We start from the raw sequence: 16,923 nt of genomic DNA, 5'->3' as shown, positions 1-16,923 counted from the left end.
CCAATCAGCCGAGTCGCTCTTTGTGTTTGCTCATATCAATGATGACTTCACAGCGTTCAATCGTGCTTAAGCGGTGGGCGATGACGATTAGGGTTTTATTTTTGGCGATTTGATAGATTTCATCCATGATTTTACGCTCAGTTTCATTGTCTAGGGCCGAAGTGGCTTCATCTAAAACCAGAATTTCAGGGTTATCGTATAAGGCTCTTGCGATGCCTATGCGTTGTTTTTGACCGCCGCTAAGCTTAGCACCCCCTTCGCCCACTTGGGTTTTAAGCCCCTCATGCTCGCATAAAAAATCATAAATGTGGGCCATTTTACACACTTTAATCAAGCGTTTTTCATCTATAGCACTCCCAAAAGCGATATTATCCCCCACAGTGCCATCAAAAAGGTAAATATTTTGGGGGATATAGCCTATTTTTTTACGCCATGATCGTATATTTTCTTTGGTTAAAAGGGTGTTGTCAATGAAAATTTCCCCACTTTTAGGGTAGGTAAGCCCCATAATAATATCCGCTAGCGTGGATTTCCCGCACCCGCTATGGCCTATAAGAGCGACTTTTTGGCCTTTTTGAATGGTGAGGTTAAAACCCTCTAAAACCGGGTGTTTTGATTTGTAAGCGAAAGAAATGTTTTTAAGAGTGATTTTTTTATGAAAGTCTAAAGGGGCTAAATCCTCTTGCTCAATGGTTTTAGAAAGGCTTTTAAAAACAATGTTGGTCGCAAGCTGGTTGTAAGCGATTTCATTGTATTGATTCAAAACGCCAGTTACAGAAGGGAGCGTGCGATAAAGCGCTAGAGCATACATAGAAATGGTAGGAAGCACCATTTTAGCTTCGCCGTATTTAAACAAAATGTAAGCGACCGCTAAAATCAACAAGCTAAAACCCACCGTTTCTAATGAATACCTAGGAACTACTTGCAAAGTGGAATAAATGATCTCAGTGTCATGGGCTTTACGGCTATTTTCGCCAAAGAGCTTGTGGGCTTCTTCGTGGTTGTCTTTGAGTTTAGTGATTTTGAAATTGCTGAAAAATTTGGAAAAAACTTTAAGCGTTTGCGCTCTAGATTTTGCCGCTATTTCACCCTTTTTTTGGATAAGAACGGTGATTTTTTTAGTGATAATAAAAATTTGTATAGAGATGATTAGAGTGAATACAAGCGTTAGCTTCCAGTTAGTGATTAATAGCGTGGAATAGAAAAAAACGATCACGGTCAATTCAGTGAGTAAATTCAAAAAAGCGTTAAAGCTCGCAAACATGCTTTCTGCTTTATTGTTGATAATGTCTCTTAAAGAGTCTAAATTATGGTTAAGGTGGGAGAGGTAGTTGCTTTTGATGTGCTGTAAAAAAAGTTGTTGCTTGATGCGATAAGCTTTTTTGTGTGAAAAACGCCCTTTTAAATAGGTGAAAGACACCCCATAAAACATCCTGAACAAATAAATCCCCACCAAGCAAAAACTAAAGAAATACATCAGACGAACGGGAGATGAAAAATGGAAAAAATCATAGACCATTTTCCAATCTTTATCATCTAAAGCCCTGTTAGGATCAGAAGCGAGAGTGATAAAAGGCATAAGGAGCGTAAGGGACATCACTTCCACAAAAGAAGAGAAAACGGCCATCAACACAAGCAGGAAAAAAACCATTTTTTCCTTGAAAGTGATGAGCATATAGATTTGCTTTAAAGAACGCAAAAAATATTTTAAAGTAGGAATTTTATGTTTTTTTCTTGCCATAATTTAAGTGTCCGTAAATTCTAATAAGCTTGAGCTATGTTAAGCCAAATTGAGCTAGATTATAGCTAAAATTTAACCATGCTCTAGCGTTGTGTGAGAGTGATTGAGCCTTTTAGTGCTATTTCTTGACAAGTTAAGCATAAAACTGCTATAATCCCAAGTCTTTGATTTATTTAATTTGTGCTGGCTTAGCTCAGTTGGTAGAGCAGCTGCCTTGTAAGCAGCAGGTCGGGGGTTCAAGTCCCTTAGCCAGCTCCAGTTAAAATGTTATTTTGCAAAATTTTTGGTGAGATACTCAAGTGGCCAACGAGGGCAGACTGTAAATCTGCTGACTATGTCTTCCGTGGTTCGAATCCACGTCTCACCACCATGTTTGTTTTATAGATGCGGGAATAGCTCAGTTGGCTAGAGCATCAGCCTTCCAAGCTGAGGGTCGCGGGTTCGAGTCCCGTTTCCCGCTCCATTTTTAGGATAATATTTTAGTTTTTGAGACGCCTATATAGCTCAGAGGCAGAGCACTTCCTTGGTAAGGAAGAGGTCGGCGGTTCAATTCCGCTTATAGGCTCCAGTTTATAATCTCTTGAATGGCGATAAGACAGAAATGTCTTAAATTTTGTGGTAGCATTTAGGAATACTTAGGGTTTTGTTTAGTATAATTCAAAAATCCATTTCAAAAAATTAAGGAGAAATACAAATGGCAAAAGAAAAGTTTAATAGAACTAAGCCGCATGTTAATATTGGAACCATTGGGCATGTAGACCATGGTAAAACGACTTTGAGTGCAGCGATTTCAGCGGTGCTTTCTTTGAAAGGTCTTGCAGAAATGAAAGACTATGACAATATTGATAACGCCCCTGAAGAAAAAGAAAGAGGGATCACTATCGCTACTTCTCACATTGAATATGAGACTGAAAACAGACACTATGCGCATGTGGATTGCCCAGGACACGCTGACTATGTGAAAAACATGATCACCGGTGCAGCGCAAATGGACGGAGCAATTTTGGTTGTTTCTGCAGCTGATGGCCCTATGCCTCAAACCAGAGAGCATATCTTATTGTCTCGTCAAGTGGGCGTGCCTCACATCGTTGTTTTCTTAAACAAACAAGACATGGTAGATGACCAAGAGTTGTTAGAGCTTGTGGAAATGGAAGTGCGCGAGTTGTTGAGCGCGTATGAATTCCCTGGTGATGACACTCCTATCGTGGCCGGTTCAGCTTTAAGAGCTTTAGAAGAAGCAAAAGCTGGCAATGTGGGTGAATGGGGTGAAAAAGTGCTTAAACTCATGGCTGAAGTGGATGGTTATATCCCTACTCCAAAAAGAGACACTGAAAAAACTTTCTTAATGCCGGTTGAAGATGTGTTCTCCATTGCGGGTAGGGGAACTGTGGTAACAGGCAGGATTGAAAGAGGCGTGGTGAAAGTGGGCGATGAAGTGGAAATCGTTGGTATCAGAGCTACGCAAAAAACCACTGTAACTGGTGTAGAAATGTTTAGAAAAGAGCTAGAAAAAGGTGAAGCCGGCGATAATGTGGGCGTGCTTTTGAGAGGAACTAAAAAAGAAGAAGTAGAGCGCGGTATGGTTTTGTGTAAGCCAGGTTCTATCACTCCGCACAAGAAATTTGAGGGAGAAATTTATGTGCTTTCTAAAGAAGAAGGCGGGAGACACACCCCATTCTTCACTAACTATCGCCCGCAATTCTATGTGCGCACGACTGATGTGACCGGCTCTATCACTCTTCCTGAAGGCGTAGAAATGGTTATGCCTGGCGATAATGTGAAAATCACTGTAGAGTTGATTAGCCCTGTCGCATTAGAGTTAGGGACAAAATTTGCGATCCGTGAAGGCGGTAGGACTGTTGGTGCTGGCGTTGTGAGCAATATTATTGAATAATATTGCTCAATAGAAGTAAAAGAGTTACCATAAAAGGTCGCTAATAAAGGGTCATTATGAAAGTTAAAATAGGGTTGAAGTGTTCTGATTGTGAAGATATCAATTACAGCACAACCAAGAACGCTAAAACTAACACTGAAAAACTGGAGCTTAAGAAGTTCTGCCCAAGAGAAAATAAGCACACTCTTCATAAAGAAATCAAATTGAAGAGTTAGCTCTTTCTTGGGTGTTGCGATTTTAAAAGGAGGGGAGGTTAGGTCAGTAGCTCCAATGGTAGAGCGTCGGTCTCCAAAACCGGTTGTTGGGGGTTCGAGTCCCTCCTGACCTGCCATCTGCTTTTATTCTATCAATTTTTATTTCAATTGGATTGTTTTTGAATTTTTTAATTTTAGTTTAAGCTATTTTGGATAGAATTGAAAATTCTTTTAATGTATAAATGTATTAAGTTTAAGTGAGGGCGAAAAAGAAACTATGGATAAATGGTTCATACAATATAAATTGGCTAGAGAAGAGCTTTCTAAAGTGATATTTCCTATTAAAGAGCAGATACGCAATGCGCTTATTTCTGTTTTAGTGGTGGTGAGCGCTATCACGCTATTTTTAGCTTTGTTGGATTTTTCTCTAGGGGCTTTTGTCTCTAGTGTTCTGTAGGTTGGTGGCTTTAAATAAGGAGAATGATGATGGATTGGTATGCCATACAAACTTATTCAGGGAGCGAGCAGTCCGTTAAGAAAGCGATTGAAAATTTAGCAAGCGACCACGATCTAAAAGATAGGATACAAGAGATTATTGTGCCTACTGAAGATATTATAGAAGTTTCTAAAAAAAGCAAGACAAAGGTAACGGAACGCAGTCTTTATCCTGGGTATGTTTTTATTAAAGTGGATTTAGATACGGTTTTGTGGCATAAGATACAATCTTTGCCAAGAGTGAGCCGTTTTATTGGAGAAAACAAAAAGCCAACCCCATTGAGTGAAGCAGACATTGGGCATATTTTAGAAAAAATGAACAACCGTGCAGCCCCCAAGCCAAAAATCTTTTTTGAGCAAGGGGAAGTGGTGCGCGTGGTGGAAGGTCCTTTTGCGAACTTCACCGCTACAGTGGAAGAGTATGATGTGGAGCACCGCAAGCTCAAACTCAATGTTTCTATTTTTGGTAGGAACACTCCAATAGAGATTTTGCATTCGCAAGTAGAAAAAATTATATAACTTTTAAGGAGACAATATGGCTAAAAAAGTAGTCGGAGAAATCAAACTTCAAATCCCTGCCGGTAAGGCAAACCCTTCACCTCCCGTAGGGCCAGCACTAGGTCAAAGAGGGGTTAATATCATGGAATTTTGCAAGGCTTTCAATGAAAGAACTAAAGACATGGGGAGCTTTAATATTCCGGTGATTATCACGGTTTATCAGGATAAGAGTTTCACTTTTATCACTAAAAAACCTCCTGTAACGGATTTGATCAAAAAAGCTTCTGGGGTTGAAAAAGGTTCTGACAACCCGCTTAAAAATAAGATTGCAAAGCTCACCCACAAGCAAGTGGAAGAAATCGCGCAATTAAAAATGGAAGATTTAAACACAAACACCATGGAAGCGGCTAAAAAAATCGTTATGGGTAGCGCTAGGAGCATGGGCGTAGAGGTTGTGGATTAATCTGATTGGTTTTATGAGGATTGAAAGAAATTTTTAAGGATTAAAATCGTGGCAAAAAAAGTATTTAAAAGATTGGAAAAGCTTTTTTCCAAAATCCAAAACGATAAAGTGTATGGCGTAGAGCATGGTGTAGAGGTGGTTAAATCCCTTGCTTCAGCGAAATTTGATGAAACCGTTGAAGTGGCGTTAAGACTAGGGGTTGATCCAAGGCATGCGGATCAAATGGTGCGCGGTGCGGTGGTGCTTCCTCATGGGACTGGGAAAAAAGTGAGAGTGGCTGTTTTTGCAAAAGACATTAAGCAAGATGAAGCCAAAAACGCCGGGGCTGATGTCGTTGGCGGAGACGATTTGGCTGAAGAAATCAAAAACGGCCGCATTGATTTTGACATGGTGATTGCAACGCCGGATATGATGGCGGTTGTTGGTAAAGTGGGTAGGATTTTAGGCCCTAAAGGTTTGATGCCAAACCCCAAAACCGGAACCGTTACGATGGATATTGCTAAAGCGGTTACTAACGCTAAAAGCGGTCAAGTGAATTTTAGGGTGGATAAAAAAGGCAATGTCCATGCCCCTATTGGCAAGGCGAGTTTTCCTGAAGAAAAAATCAAAGAAAACATGCTTGAGTTGGTAAAAACGATCAACCGCCTAAAACCCAGTAGCGCGAAAGGCAAGTATATTAGAAACGCCGCTCTTTCACTCACCATGTCGCCTTCAGTGAGTTTGGACGCTCAGGAACTGATGGATATTAAATAGCTTTAGGAGTTTTAATCTTAGGCTGAAGATCGTAAGAGCTAAAAGGCTTAAAATTTCTTTTTTAAAAAGATAATCTTGCAGAGGTCTAGTCTAGAAAGGAGGAAAAGATGCAAAAACAGCATAAAGTAGAGCTAGTCGCTAGCTTGAAATCGCAATTTGATGGTGCTAAAGCCCTTTTAATTTGCGATTATAAAGGTCTTAGCGTGAGCAAGTTAGAAGCTTTAAGGAATAAGGCTCGCACTCAAGGCATTAAGGTGCAAGTGATTAAAAACACGCTCGCTCATATTGCAATGAAAGAAGCGGGCTATTCTGATTTGGATTTGAAAGAAACCAATGTGTTTTTGTGGGGCGATGATCAAATCGCTCTTTCTAAGCTCGTGTTTGACTTCCAAAAAGAACATAAAGATCACTTTGTGTTAAAAGCGGGCTTGTTTGACAAAGAAAGCGTTAGCGTAGCTCATGTGGAAGCGGTTTCAAAACTCCCGAGCAAAGAAGAGCTTATGGGAATGTTGCTTTCTGTTTGGACGGCTCCGGCACGCTATTTTGTGACCGGTTTAGACAATTTGCGTAAAGCAAAAGAAGAAAACTAAAAGCCTTTCGTGGCTTTAATTAAAAAATTGAAGGATTGAATTATGGCAATTTCAAAAGAAGAAGTGTTAGAGTATATTGGTTCATTGAGCGTTTTAGAGCTTTCTGAATTGGTTAAAATGTTTGAGGAAAAATTTGGCGTGAGCGCGACTCCAACGGTTGTAGCTGGTGCGGCTGTAGCCGGTGGTGCAGCGGCTGAGAGCGAAGAAAAAACCGAATTTAATGTGATCTTGGCTGATAGCGGCGCTGAAAAAATTAAGGTGATTAAAGTGGTTCGTGAAATCACTGGACTTGGTTTGAAAGAAGCTAAAGACGCTACCGAAAAAACCCCTCATGTGCTTAAAGAGGGCGTGAATAAAGAAGAAGCTGAAACCATCAAGAAAAAACTTGAAGAAGTAGGCGCTAAGGTTGAAGTCAAGTAAGACTTAACAATAGAAAGGCTTTTATGCCTTTCTTTGCCTTGGTATGGCAGATTTTGCTCCATGATTTTGTTTGTGAGCGTGTGGCCTAGAGTGGTTAGTATTGCAGGTGGTTTTTAGTATTTTTATCATGGATAGTTATAAAGTTTAAAGATCCTTTTGCAATGCTTACTTGAATTAATGCATTAAATAACTCAAAATTTTTGATCAAAGGCTTGAAATATGTCAAAAAAAATTCCCCTAAAAAACCGCTTGAGAGCTGATTTTACAAAAACCCCAACAGATTTAGAAGTTCCTAATTTATTATTATTGCAACGAGACAGCTACGATTCTTTCTTGTATTCCAAAGATGGCAAAGAAAGTGGGATTGAAAAGGTGTTTAAATCCATTTTTCCTATCCAAGATGAGCATAACCGCATCACTTTAGAGTATGCAGGTTGCGAGTTTGGCAAGTCTAAATACACCGTTAGAGAAGCGATGGAGAGAGGCATTACCTACTCTATCCCGCTCAAAATTAAAGTGCGCTTGATTTTGTGGGAAAAAGACACTAAGAGCGGCGAAAAGAACGGCATTAAGGACATTAAAGAACAAAGCATCTTTATCCGTGAAATCCCTTTAATGACAGAACGCACTTCATTTATTATTAATGGAGTGGAGCGCGTGGTGGTCAATCAGCTCCACAGAAGTCCCGGTGTGATTTTTAAAGAAGAAGAATCCAGCACTTCTTCAAACAAACTCATTTACACAGGGCAAATCATTCCTGATAGGGGTTCGTGGCTGTATTTTGAATACGATTCTAAAGATGTTTTATACGCTCGTATCAACAAACGCCGTAAAGTGCCTGTTACCATTTTGTTTAGAGCGATGGATTATCAAAAACAAGACATTATCAAAATGTTCTACCCGCTTGTCAAAGTGCGTTATGAAAACGATAAATATTTGATCCCGTTCGCTTCATTAGACGCCAATCAAAGGATGGAATTTGACTTGAAAGATCCTCAAGGCAAGGTTATCCTTTTAGCGGGTAAAAAGCTCACTTCAAGAAAGATCAAAGAGCTTAAAGAAAACCATTTAGAATGGGTGGAATACCCCATAGATATTTTGCTCAATCGTCATTTGGCTGAGCCTGTTATGGTGGGAGAAGAAGTCTTATTGGACATGCTCGCCCAGCTAGATAAGAATAAATTAGAAAAAATCCACGATTTAGGCGTGCAAGAATTTGTGATCATCAATGATTTGGCTTTAGGCCATGACGCTTCCATTATCCATTCTTTCACAGCCGATTATGAGTCTTTGAAATTGCTCAAGCAAACTGAAAAAATTGATGATGAAAACGCCCTAGCGGCGATTCGTATCCATAAGGTTATGAAGCCAGGCGATCCCGTTACGACTGAAGTGGCTAAGCAGTTTGTCAAAAAACTCTTCTTTGATCCAGAGCGCTATGATTTGACCATGGTAGGCCGCATGAAAATGAATCATAAATTAGGCTTGCATGTGCCTGATTACATCACGACTTTAACGCATGAAGATATTATCACCACCGTTAAATACCTTATGAAGATTAAAAACAATCAGGGCAAGATTGATGACAGGGATCACTTAGGCAATCGTAGGATCAGAGCCGTTGGGGAATTGTTGGCTAATGAATTGCATTCAGGTTTAGTGAAAATGCAAAAAACCATTAAGGACAAGCTCACTACCATGAGCGGGGCTTTTGATTCGCTCATGCCCCATGACTTGGTCAATTCTAAAATGATCACTAGCACGATCATGGAATTTTTCATGGGCGGTCAGCTTTCACAATTCATGGATCAAACTAACCCCTTGAGTGAAGTTACGCACAAGCGCCGCCTTTCAGCACTCGGTGAAGGGGGGTTAGTCAAAGACAGGGTAGGGTTTGAAGCCAGAGATGTGCACCCCACGCATTATGGCAGAATTTGCCCTATTGAAACCCCAGAAGGTCAAAATATCGGTTTGATCAACACCCTTTCCACTTTCACAAGAGTGAATGATCTAGGCTTTATTGAAGCCCCTTATAAAAAGGTTGTAGATGGCAAAGTGATGGGCGAGACGATTTATTTAACGGCTATTCAAGAAGACAGCCATGTGATCGCTCCTGCAAGCACCCCCATTGATGAAGAAGGCAATATTTTAGGCGATTTGATTGAAACGCGCGTAGAAGGCGAGATCGTTTTAAACGAAAAAAGTAAAGTAACCTTAATGGATTTAAGCTCCAGCATGCTAGTAGGGGTGGCCGCATCGCTCATTCCTTTCTTAGAGCATGATGACGCCAACCGCGCTTTGATGGGGACTAACATGCAACGCCAAGCCGTGCCTTTGTTAAGAAGCGACGCTCCCATTGTAGGCACAGGGATTGAAAAAATCATCGCTAGGGATTCTTGGGGAGCGATCAAAGCCAATCGTGCAGGTGTCGTAGAAAAAATTGATGCTAAAAATATTTATATTTTAGGCGAAGGCAAAGAAGAAGCCTATATTGATGCGTATTCTTTGCAAAAAAACTTGCGCACCAACCAAAACACGAGCTTCAATCAAGTCCCTATCGTTAAAGTGGGCGATAAAGTAGAAGCCGGGCAAATCATCGCTGATGGCCCTAGCATGGATAGGGGCGAGTTAGCGTTAGGGAAAAATGTGCGCGTGGCGTTCATGCCTTGGAATGGCTATAACTTTGAAGACGCGATCGTGGTGAGTGAGCGCATCACTAAAGACGATATTTTCACTTCCACGCACATTTATGAAAAAGAAGTGGATGCCAGAGAGCTTAAGCATGGCGTAGAAGAATTTACCGCTGATATTCCTGATGTGAAAGAAGAAGCGCTCGCGCATCTTGATGAAAGCGGGATCGTTAAAGTAGGCACTTATGTGAGCGCTGGCATGATTTTAGTGGGCAAGACTTCCCCTAAAGGCGAGATCAAAAGCACGCCTGAAGAAAGACTTTTAAGGGCTATTTTTGGGGATAAAGCCGGGCATGTGGTCAATAAGAGCTTGTATTGCCCCCCTAGTTTGGAAGGCACGGTGATTGATGTGAAAGTCTTCACTAAAAAAGGCTATGAAAAAGATGCGCGAGTTTTGAGCGCGTATGAAGAAGAAAAAGCCAAGCTTGACATGGAGCATTTTGACCGCTTGACCATGCTCAATAGAGAAGAATTGTTGCGCGTCAGCTCGCTCCTTTCTCAAGCGATTTTAGAAGAGCCTTTCAGCCATAATGGTAAGGATTATAAAGAAGGTGATCAAATCCCTAAAGAAGAGATCGCTTCAATCAACCGCTTCGCTCTGGCTAGTTTGGTGAAAAAATATTCTAAAGAAGTGCAAAACCAGTATGAAATCACTAAAAACAATTTCTTAGAGCAAAAGAAAGTCTTGGGTGAAGAGCATGAAGAAAAACTTTCTATTTTAGAAAAAGACGATATTTTGCCTAATGGCGTGATCAAAAAAGTCAAGCTCTATATCGCTACAAAACGAAAGCTTAAAGTGGGCGATAAAATGGCAGGAAGGCATGGGAATAAAGGCATTGTGTCTAATATCGTGCCGGTTGCGGACATGCCTTATACCGCTGATGGCGAGCCTGTGGATATTGTCTTAAACCCTTTAGGCGTGCCAAGCCGTATGAATATTGGGCAGATTTTAGAAATGCATTTAGGTTTAGTGGGTAAAGAGTTTGGCAAACAAATCGCTAGCATGCTAGAAAATCAAACCAAGGATTTTGTCAAAGCATTGCGTGCTAAAATGCTAGAAATCGCTAACGCTATCAATGAAAAAGATCCCTTAACTATCCATGCGCTTGAAAGCTGTTCTGATGAAGAGCTTTTGGAATACGCAAAAGATTGGAGTAAAGGCGTTAAGCTCGCTATCCCTGTGTTTGAAGGCATTTCGCAAGAAAAATTTTATAAGCTGTTTGAATTAGCCAAAATTGCTATGGATGGCAAAATGGATTTGTATGATGGGCGCACAGGCGAAAAGATGAGGGAGCGCGTGAATGTGGGCTATATGTATATGATCAAACTCCACCACTTGGTGGATGAAAAAGTCCATGCCCGAAGCACAGGCCCTTATAGTTTAGTCACACACCAGCCCGTAGGCGGTAAAGCGCTCTTTGGAGGCCAAAGGTTTGGGGAAATGGAAGTGTGGGCGTTGGAAGCTTATGGTGCAGCGCACACTCTAAAAGAAATGCTCACCATTAAATCCGATGATATTAGGGGTAGGGAGAACGCTTATAGGGCTATCGCTAAAGGCGAGCAAGTGGGTGAGAGCGAAATCCCTGAGACTTTCTATGTTTTGACTAAAGAATTGCAATCGCTCGCTTTAGACATTAATATCTTTGGAGATGAAATGGATGAAGACGGGATGCCTAAACCTATTGTCATTAAAGAAGATGACAGGCCTAAAGACTTTAGCGCTTTCCAGCTCACTCTAGCCAGCCCTGAAAAAATCCATTCGTGGAGCTATGGGGAAGTTAAAAAACCAGAAACGATCAATTATCGCACCCTAAAACCCGAACGAGACGGCTTGTTTTGCATGAAAATCTTTGGCCCTACTAAAGATTATGAATGCTTGTGCGGTAAATACAAAAAGCCTCGCTTCAAAGATATTGGCACATGCGAAAAATGCGGTGTAGCGATCACGCATTCTAAAGTTAGGCGTTTTAGAATGGGGCATATTGAATTGGCCACTCCTATAGCGCATATCTGGTATGTTAATTCCTTGCCTAGCCGTATCGGCACGCTTTTAGGCGTTAAAATGAAAGACTTGGAGCGCGTGCTTTATTATGAAGCTTATATCGTTAAAGAGCCAGGCGAAGCCGCTTATGACAATGAAGGCGCTAAACTTGTAATGAAGTATGATATTTTGAACGAAGAGCAGTATCAAAATATCTCACGAAGATACGAAGACAGGGGCTTTGTGGCACAAATGGGCGGCGAAGCGATCAAGGATTTACTAGAAGAAATTGATTTGATCGCTTTATTGCAAAGTTTGAAAGAAGAAGTGAAAGACACTAATTCGGACGCCAAAAAGAAAAAACTCATCAAGCGTTTGAAAGTGGTAGAAAGCTTTTTGAATTCTGGTAACAGACCTGAATGGATGATGCTCACGGTTTTACCGGTATTGCCACCGGATTTAAGGCCGTTAGTCGCGCTAGATGGGGGGAAATTTGCAGTCAGCGATGTGAATGAATTGTATCGTCGTGTCATCAATCGCAACCAACGCTTGAAACGCTTGATGGAGCTTGGGGCGCCAGAAATCATTGTGCGCAATGAAAAAAGGATGTTGCAAGAAGCCGTGGATGTGCTTTTTGATAACGGCCGCAGCACCAATGCGGTTAAAGGAGCTAACAAACGCCCTTTAAAATCGCTCAGCGAGATCATTAAAGGCAAGCAAGGGCGTTTCAGGCAAAACCTTTTAGGTAAGCGCGTGGATTTTTCAGGCAGGAGCGTGATTGTCGTTGGGCCTAATCTTAAAATGGATGAATGCGGGTTGCCTAAAAACATGGCGTTGGAACTCTTCAAACCGCATTTGTTATCCAAGCTTGAAGAAAGAGGCTATGCCACCACGCTCAAGCAGGCTAAACGCATGATTGAGCAAAAAAGCAATGAAGTGTGGGAGTGTTTGCAAGAAATCACAGAGGGGTATCCGGTGTTGCTCAACCGCGCGCCCACTTTGCACAAGCAATCCATTCAAGCGTTCCACCCAAAACTCATTGACGGCAAAGCGATCCAATTGCACCCGTTGGTGTGTTCAGCGTTTAATGCGGATTTTGACGGGGATCAAATGGCGGTGCATGTGCCTTTAAGCCAGGAAGCGATCGCTGAATGCAAGGTGCTCATGCTAAGCTCTATGAATATCCTTCTACCCGCTAGCGGTAAAGCCGTAGCCATTCCTAGCCAGGATATGGTTTTAGGGCTATATTACCTTTCTTTAGAAAAGAGTGGGGTCAAGGGCGAGCATAAGCTTTTCTCTAGCGTGAATGAAATCATTACCGCTATTGACACCAAAGAATTAGACATCCATGCAAAGATTAGGGTTTTGGATAAAGGCAATATTATCGCTACGAGCGCGGGGCGCATGATCATTAAATCCATTTTGCCTGATTTTATCCCTACGGATTTGTGGAATAAACCCATGAAGAAAAAAGATATTGGCGTGCTTGTGGATTATGTGCATAAAGTCGGCGGTATCGGCATTACTGCAACCTTTTTGGATAATTTAAAAACGCTTGGCTTTAGGTATGCTACTAAGGCTGGTATTTCTATCTCTATGGAAGATATTATCACGCCCAAAGACAAGCAAAAAATGGTGGAAAAAGCCAAAGTAGAGGTGAAAAAAATCCAACAACAATACGATCAAGGGTTGCTCACTGACCAAGAGCGTTACAATAAAATCATTGACACTTGGACTGAAGTCAATGACAAAATGAGTAAAGAAATGATGATCGCTATCGCGCAAGATAAAGAGGGCTTTAACTCCATTTATATGATGGCAGATAGCGGTGCAAGGGGAAGCGCGGCGCAAATCCGTCAGCTTTCAGCGATGAGAGGTCTTATGACTAAACCAGATGGCAGTATCATTGAAACGCCCATTATTTCTAACTTCAAAGAGGGGTTGAATGTTTTAGAATACTTTAACTCCACGCATGGCGCTAGAAAGGGCTTAGCGGATACGGCGCTAAAAACCGCCAATGCGGGGTATTTGACAAGAAAACTCATTGATGTTTCCCAAAATGTCAAGGTGGTGTCTGATGATTGTGGCACACATGAAGGGATTGAAATCACGGATATTGCGGTGGGGAGTGAGTTGATTGAGCCTTTAGAAGAGCGTATTTTTGGGCGCGTTTTATTAGAAGATGTGATCGATCCCATTACCAATGAAATCTTGCTTTATGCGGACACTTTGATTGATGAAGAGGGCGCTAAAAAGGTGGTGGAAGCCGGGATTAAATCCATTACGATCCGCACCCCAGTAACTTGTAAAGCGCCAAAGGGCGTGTGCGCGAAATGCTATGGCTTGAATTTAGGCGAAGGCAAGATGAGCTATCCTGGGGAAGCGGTAGGCGTGGTAGCTGCACAATCTATCGGAGAGCCTGGAACGCAACTCACTTTAAGGACTTTCCATGTGGGTGGGACAGCGAGCAGGAGCCAAGATGAGCGTGAAATTGTAGCGAGCAAAGAAGGTTTTGTGCGTTTCTACAACCTCAGAACTTACACGAATAAAGAGGGTAAAAACATTATCGCTAACCGCCGTAACGCTTCTATTTTAGTGGTAGAACCTAAGATTAAAGCGCCTTTTGATGGGGAATTAAGCATTGAAACGGTCTATGAAGAAGTGGTTGTGAGCGTGAAAAATGGCGAGCAAGAAGCTAAATTTGTTTTAAGAAGAAGCGACATCGTTAAACCAAGCGAATTGGCTGGCGTTGGCGGCAAGATTGAAGGCAAGGTGTATTTGCCTTATGCTAATGGGCATAAGGTGCATAAAGGGGGGAGCATCGCTGATATTATCCAAGAGGGCTGGAATGTGCCTAATCGCATCCCTTATGCGAGCGAATTGTTGGTTAAGGATAATGACCCCATCACTCAAGATGTGTATGCGAAAGAAAAAGGCACAATCAAATACTATGTTTTAGAGGCCAACCATTTAGAGCGCACCCATGGGATCAAAAAGGGCGATATGGTGAGCGAAAAAGGCTTGTTTGCGGTTATCGCTGATGATAATGGTAGGGAAGCCGCTCGCCATTATATCGCTAGAGGTTCTGAAATCTTAATTGATGATAATAGCGAAGTGAGCGCGAATAGCCTTATTTCTAAGCCCACTACAAACGCATTAAGCACGATTGCGACATGGGATCCTTACAATACCCCCATTATTGCAGACTTTAAGGGTAAAGTGAGTTTTGTGGATATTATTGCAGGGGTTACGGTCGCTGAAAAAGAGGACGAAAATACCGGTATCACCAGTTTGGTGGTGAATGATTACATTCCAAGCGGGTACAAACCAAGCTTGTTTTTAGAGGGGGTTAATGGCGAAGAAGTGCGTTATTTCTTAGAGCCAAAAACTTCTATCGCTATTAGCGATGGCTCTAGCGTGGAGCAGGCTGAAGTGTTAGCGAAGATCCCTAAAGCGACCGTTAAGTCTAAAGACATTACCGGAGGTCTCCCAAGGGTTTCAGAGTTGTTTGAAGCGCGAAAACCCAAACCTAAAGATGTGGCGATCCTTTCTGAGGTTGATGGGATTGTCAGCTTTGGTAAAGCGATCCGCAATAAAGAACACATCATTGTAACCTCTAAAGATGGCCGCTCCATGGATTATTTTGTGGATAAAGGCAAGCAAATTTTAGTGCATGCAGACGAGTTTGTGCATGCAGGGGAAGCGATGACGGATGGGGTAATCTCAAGCCATGATATTTTAAGGATCAGCGGCGAAAAAGAGCTTTACAAATACATTGTGAGCGAAGTTCAGCAAGTGTATCGCAGGCAGGGGGTAAGCATTGCGGACAAACACATTGAAATCATTGTGTCTCAAATGTTAAGGCAAGTGCGCATCTTAGACAGCGGGGATAGCAAGTTTATTGAAGGGGATTTGGTTAGTAAAAAACTCTTCAAAGAAGAAAACGCTCGTGTGATCGCTTTAAAAGGCGAGCCAGCGATTGCTGAACCGGTGCTTTTAGGGATCACTAGAGCGGCTATTGGGAGCGATAGCATCATTTCAGCGGCCTCTTTCCAAGAAACGACTAAAGTTTTAACAGAAGCCAGTATCGCTATGAAAAAAGACTTTTTGGAAGACTTGAAAGAAAATGTGGTGTTAGGGAGGATGATCCCTGTGGGAACGGGTATGTATAAGAACAAGAAAATCGTGTTAAGAACGCTTGAAGAGGACCCTAAAAATTGACAAAAAAATCGGTTAAGATTTTTAAAAGAAAAATTAGGGTAAAATGGAAAGACTTATAGTTTTAAATTTTTAGAATAAGGAAAAATAGTGCCTACTATCAATCAGTTGATTAGAAAAGAAAGGAAAAAGGTGGTTAAAAAAACCAAATCACCTGCATTAGTGGAATGCCCTCAAAGGAGAGGGGTTTGTACTAGGGTTTATACAACTACCCCTAAAAAGCCTAACTCGGCTTTAAGAAAGGTTGCTAAGGTTCGTTTGACCAGCAAATTTGAAGTGATCAGTTATATCCCTGGTGAGGGGCATAACTTGCAAGAGCACTCCATTGTGTTAGTGCGTGGGGGTAGGGTTAAGGACTTACCCGGTGTGAAATACCATATTGTTCGTGGTGCTTTAGACACTGCAGGGGTGAATAAAAGAACGGTTTCACGCTCTAAATATGGGACTAAAAAAGCTAAAGCAACCGACAAGAAAGCAACAGACAGCAAGAAAAAATAAGAGGAAAACAAACACATGAGAAGAAGAAAAGCACCCGTTAGGGAGGTTTTAGGCGATCCCGTTTATGGGAATAAGGTGGTTACCAAGTTTATCAATAAGATGATGTTCGATGGCAAGAAAAGCGTAGCGGAAAAAATCATCTACAAAGCTTTTAATAAGATTGAAGAAAAAAGCGGTGAAAAGGGCATTGAAGTGTTTGAAAAAGCCCTAGAGAGGGTGCGTCCTTTAGTGGAAGTGCGCAGCAGAAGAGTGGGCGGGGCCACTTATCAAGTGCCGGTAGAAGTGCGAGCGAGCCGCCAGCAGTCGCTATCAATCCGTTGGATTTTAGAAGCCACCAGAAAGCGCAACGAAAGAATGATGGTGGATAGATTGGCTAATGAACTTATGGATGCAGCTAGCGATAAAGGTGCAGCGTTTAAGAAAAAAGAAGATGTGCATAAAATGGCAGAAGCGAATAAAGCGTTCGCGCATTACCGCTGGTAATTGGA

The 16,923-nt window shown here is 41.8% G+C and carries 12 protein-coding genes and 5 tRNA genes; 16 read left to right on the top strand and 1 reads right to left on the bottom strand.

Features of this window, described 5'->3' with window-relative positions:
• Nucleotides 1–4: 4 nt before the first annotated feature.
• Nucleotides 5–1,741 (bottom strand): ABC transporter ATP-binding protein/permease, encoded by a 1,737-nt coding sequence (locus tag AA977_RS05525; protein WP_064434879.1) that lies wholly within the window; start codon nucleotides 1,739–1,741, stop codon nucleotides 5–7.
• A gap of 182 nt (nucleotides 1,742–1,923) precedes the next feature.
• Here AA977_RS05525 and AA977_RS05520 point away from each other — a divergent pair.
• The 16 genes from AA977_RS05520 to rpsG all read left to right on the top strand — a co-directional run bounded on the left by AA977_RS05520 (nucleotide 1,924) and on the right by rpsG (nucleotide 16,918).
• A tRNA-Thr gene (locus tag AA977_RS05520) sits at nucleotides 1,924–1,999 on the top strand.
• Between the two features lie 27 nt (nucleotides 2,000–2,026).
• Nucleotides 2,027–2,111: transfer RNA gene (locus AA977_RS05515), tRNA-Tyr, on the top strand.
• Nucleotides 2,112–2,127: 16 nt separating this feature from the next.
• Nucleotides 2,128–2,204, top strand: a tRNA-Gly gene (locus AA977_RS05510).
• A 30-nt stretch (nucleotides 2,205–2,234) separates the two neighbouring features.
• A tRNA-Thr gene (locus AA977_RS05505) sits at nucleotides 2,235–2,309 on the top strand.
• Nucleotides 2,310–2,435: 126 nt separating this feature from the next.
• Entirely contained in the window at nucleotides 2,436–3,635 is a 1,200-nt protein-coding gene (gene tuf / locus AA977_RS05500; protein ID WP_001040580.1) for an elongation factor Tu, read from the top strand.
• Between the two features lie 56 nt (nucleotides 3,636–3,691).
• The gene (rpmG, locus tag AA977_RS05495) at nucleotides 3,692–3,850 is read left to right on the top strand and encodes a 50S ribosomal protein L33 (RefSeq protein ID WP_000865159.1); all 159 of its coding nucleotides are present in this window, start codon (nucleotides 3,692–3,694) and stop codon (nucleotides 3,848–3,850) included.
• 40 nt (nucleotides 3,851–3,890) lie between these two features.
• Nucleotides 3,891–3,966 (top strand) — tRNA-Trp (locus AA977_RS05490).
• Nucleotides 3,967–4,106: 140 nt separating this feature from the next.
• Complete coding sequence (gene secE, locus AA977_RS05485; RefSeq protein WP_064434878.1) at nucleotides 4,107–4,286, top strand: preprotein translocase subunit SecE; 180 nt, start codon at nucleotides 4,107–4,109, stop codon at nucleotides 4,284–4,286.
• Between the two features lie 29 nt (nucleotides 4,287–4,315).
• Complete coding sequence (gene nusG / locus AA977_RS05480) at nucleotides 4,316–4,843, top strand: transcription termination/antitermination protein NusG (RefSeq protein ID WP_080472392.1); 528 nt, start codon at nucleotides 4,316–4,318, stop codon at nucleotides 4,841–4,843.
• 16 nt (nucleotides 4,844–4,859) lie between these two features.
• Nucleotides 4,860–5,285, top strand: coding sequence for a 50S ribosomal protein L11 (rplK, locus tag AA977_RS05475; RefSeq protein WP_033618546.1), 426 nt, complete (start codon nucleotides 4,860–4,862; stop codon nucleotides 5,283–5,285).
• Between the two features lie 48 nt (nucleotides 5,286–5,333).
• Nucleotides 5,334–6,038 (top strand): 50S ribosomal protein L1, encoded by a 705-nt coding sequence (gene rplA, locus AA977_RS05470; protein ID WP_001085859.1) that lies wholly within the window; start codon nucleotides 5,334–5,336, stop codon nucleotides 6,036–6,038.
• Between the two features lie 107 nt (nucleotides 6,039–6,145).
• Nucleotides 6,146–6,628 (top strand): 50S ribosomal protein L10, encoded by a 483-nt coding sequence (gene rplJ, locus AA977_RS05465; RefSeq protein ID WP_001171661.1) that lies wholly within the window; start codon nucleotides 6,146–6,148, stop codon nucleotides 6,626–6,628.
• Nucleotides 6,629–6,670: 42 nt separating this feature from the next.
• Complete coding sequence (rplL, locus tag AA977_RS05460) at nucleotides 6,671–7,048, top strand: 50S ribosomal protein L7/L12 (protein WP_001018228.1); 378 nt, start codon at nucleotides 6,671–6,673, stop codon at nucleotides 7,046–7,048.
• 219 nt (nucleotides 7,049–7,267) lie between these two features.
• Nucleotides 7,268–15,940 carry a DNA-directed RNA polymerase subunit beta/beta' gene (locus AA977_RS05455; protein ID WP_064434876.1) on the top strand — a complete coding sequence of 2,891 codons (8,673 nt, stop codon included), beginning with the start codon at nucleotides 7,268–7,270 and terminating at the stop codon, nucleotides 15,938–15,940.
• Between the two features lie 87 nt (nucleotides 15,941–16,027).
• Nucleotides 16,028–16,435 carry a 30S ribosomal protein S12 gene (gene rpsL, locus AA977_RS05450; RefSeq protein WP_001142322.1) on the top strand — a complete coding sequence of 136 codons (408 nt, stop codon included), beginning with the start codon at nucleotides 16,028–16,030 and terminating at the stop codon, nucleotides 16,433–16,435.
• 15 nt (nucleotides 16,436–16,450) lie between these two features.
• Nucleotides 16,451–16,918 (top strand): 30S ribosomal protein S7, encoded by a 468-nt coding sequence (gene rpsG / locus AA977_RS05445; RefSeq protein ID WP_001254357.1) that lies wholly within the window; start codon nucleotides 16,451–16,453, stop codon nucleotides 16,916–16,918.
• The last annotated feature ends 5 nt before the right edge of the window (nucleotides 16,919–16,923 follow it).

The organism is Helicobacter pylori (genome assembly GCF_001653455.1).
In the GTDB taxonomy this organism is placed as follows: Bacteria; Campylobacterota; Campylobacteria; order Campylobacterales; family Helicobacteraceae; genus Helicobacter; species Helicobacter pylori_A.
Note: the sequence above shows the minus strand (reverse complement) of the source record. Positions and strands in the feature narration are given on the sequence as shown.

Excerpts from the sequence above, each read along its gene's own strand:
- rpsG (WP_001254357.1), top strand. The coding sequence starts at position 16,451 with ATGAGAAGAAGAAAAGCACCCGTTAGGGAGGTTTTAGGCGATCCCGTT.
- rplL (WP_001018228.1), top strand. The coding sequence starts at position 6,671 with ATGGCAATTTCAAAAGAAGAAGTGTTAGAGTATATTGGTTCATTGAGC.
- rplK (WP_033618546.1), top strand. The coding sequence starts at position 4,860 with ATGGCTAAAAAAGTAGTCGGAGAAATCAAACTTCAAATCCCTGCCGGT.
- tuf (WP_001040580.1), top strand. The coding sequence starts at position 2,436 with ATGGCAAAAGAAAAGTTTAATAGAACTAAGCCGCATGTTAATATTGGA.
- rpmG (WP_000865159.1), top strand. The coding sequence starts at position 3,692 with ATGAAAGTTAAAATAGGGTTGAAGTGTTCTGATTGTGAAGATATCAAT.
- AA977_RS05455 (WP_064434876.1), top strand. The coding sequence starts at position 7,268 with ATGTCAAAAAAAATTCCCCTAAAAAACCGCTTGAGAGCTGATTTTACA.
- AA977_RS05525 (WP_064434879.1), bottom strand. The coding sequence starts at position 1,741 with ATGGCAAGAAAAAAACATAAAATTCCTACTTTAAAATATTTTTTGCGT.
- rplJ (WP_001171661.1), top strand. The coding sequence starts at position 6,146 with ATGCAAAAACAGCATAAAGTAGAGCTAGTCGCTAGCTTGAAATCGCAA.
- secE (WP_064434878.1), top strand. The coding sequence starts at position 4,107 with ATGGATAAATGGTTCATACAATATAAATTGGCTAGAGAAGAGCTTTCT.
- nusG (WP_080472392.1), top strand. The coding sequence starts at position 4,316 with ATGGATTGGTATGCCATACAAACTTATTCAGGGAGCGAGCAGTCCGTT.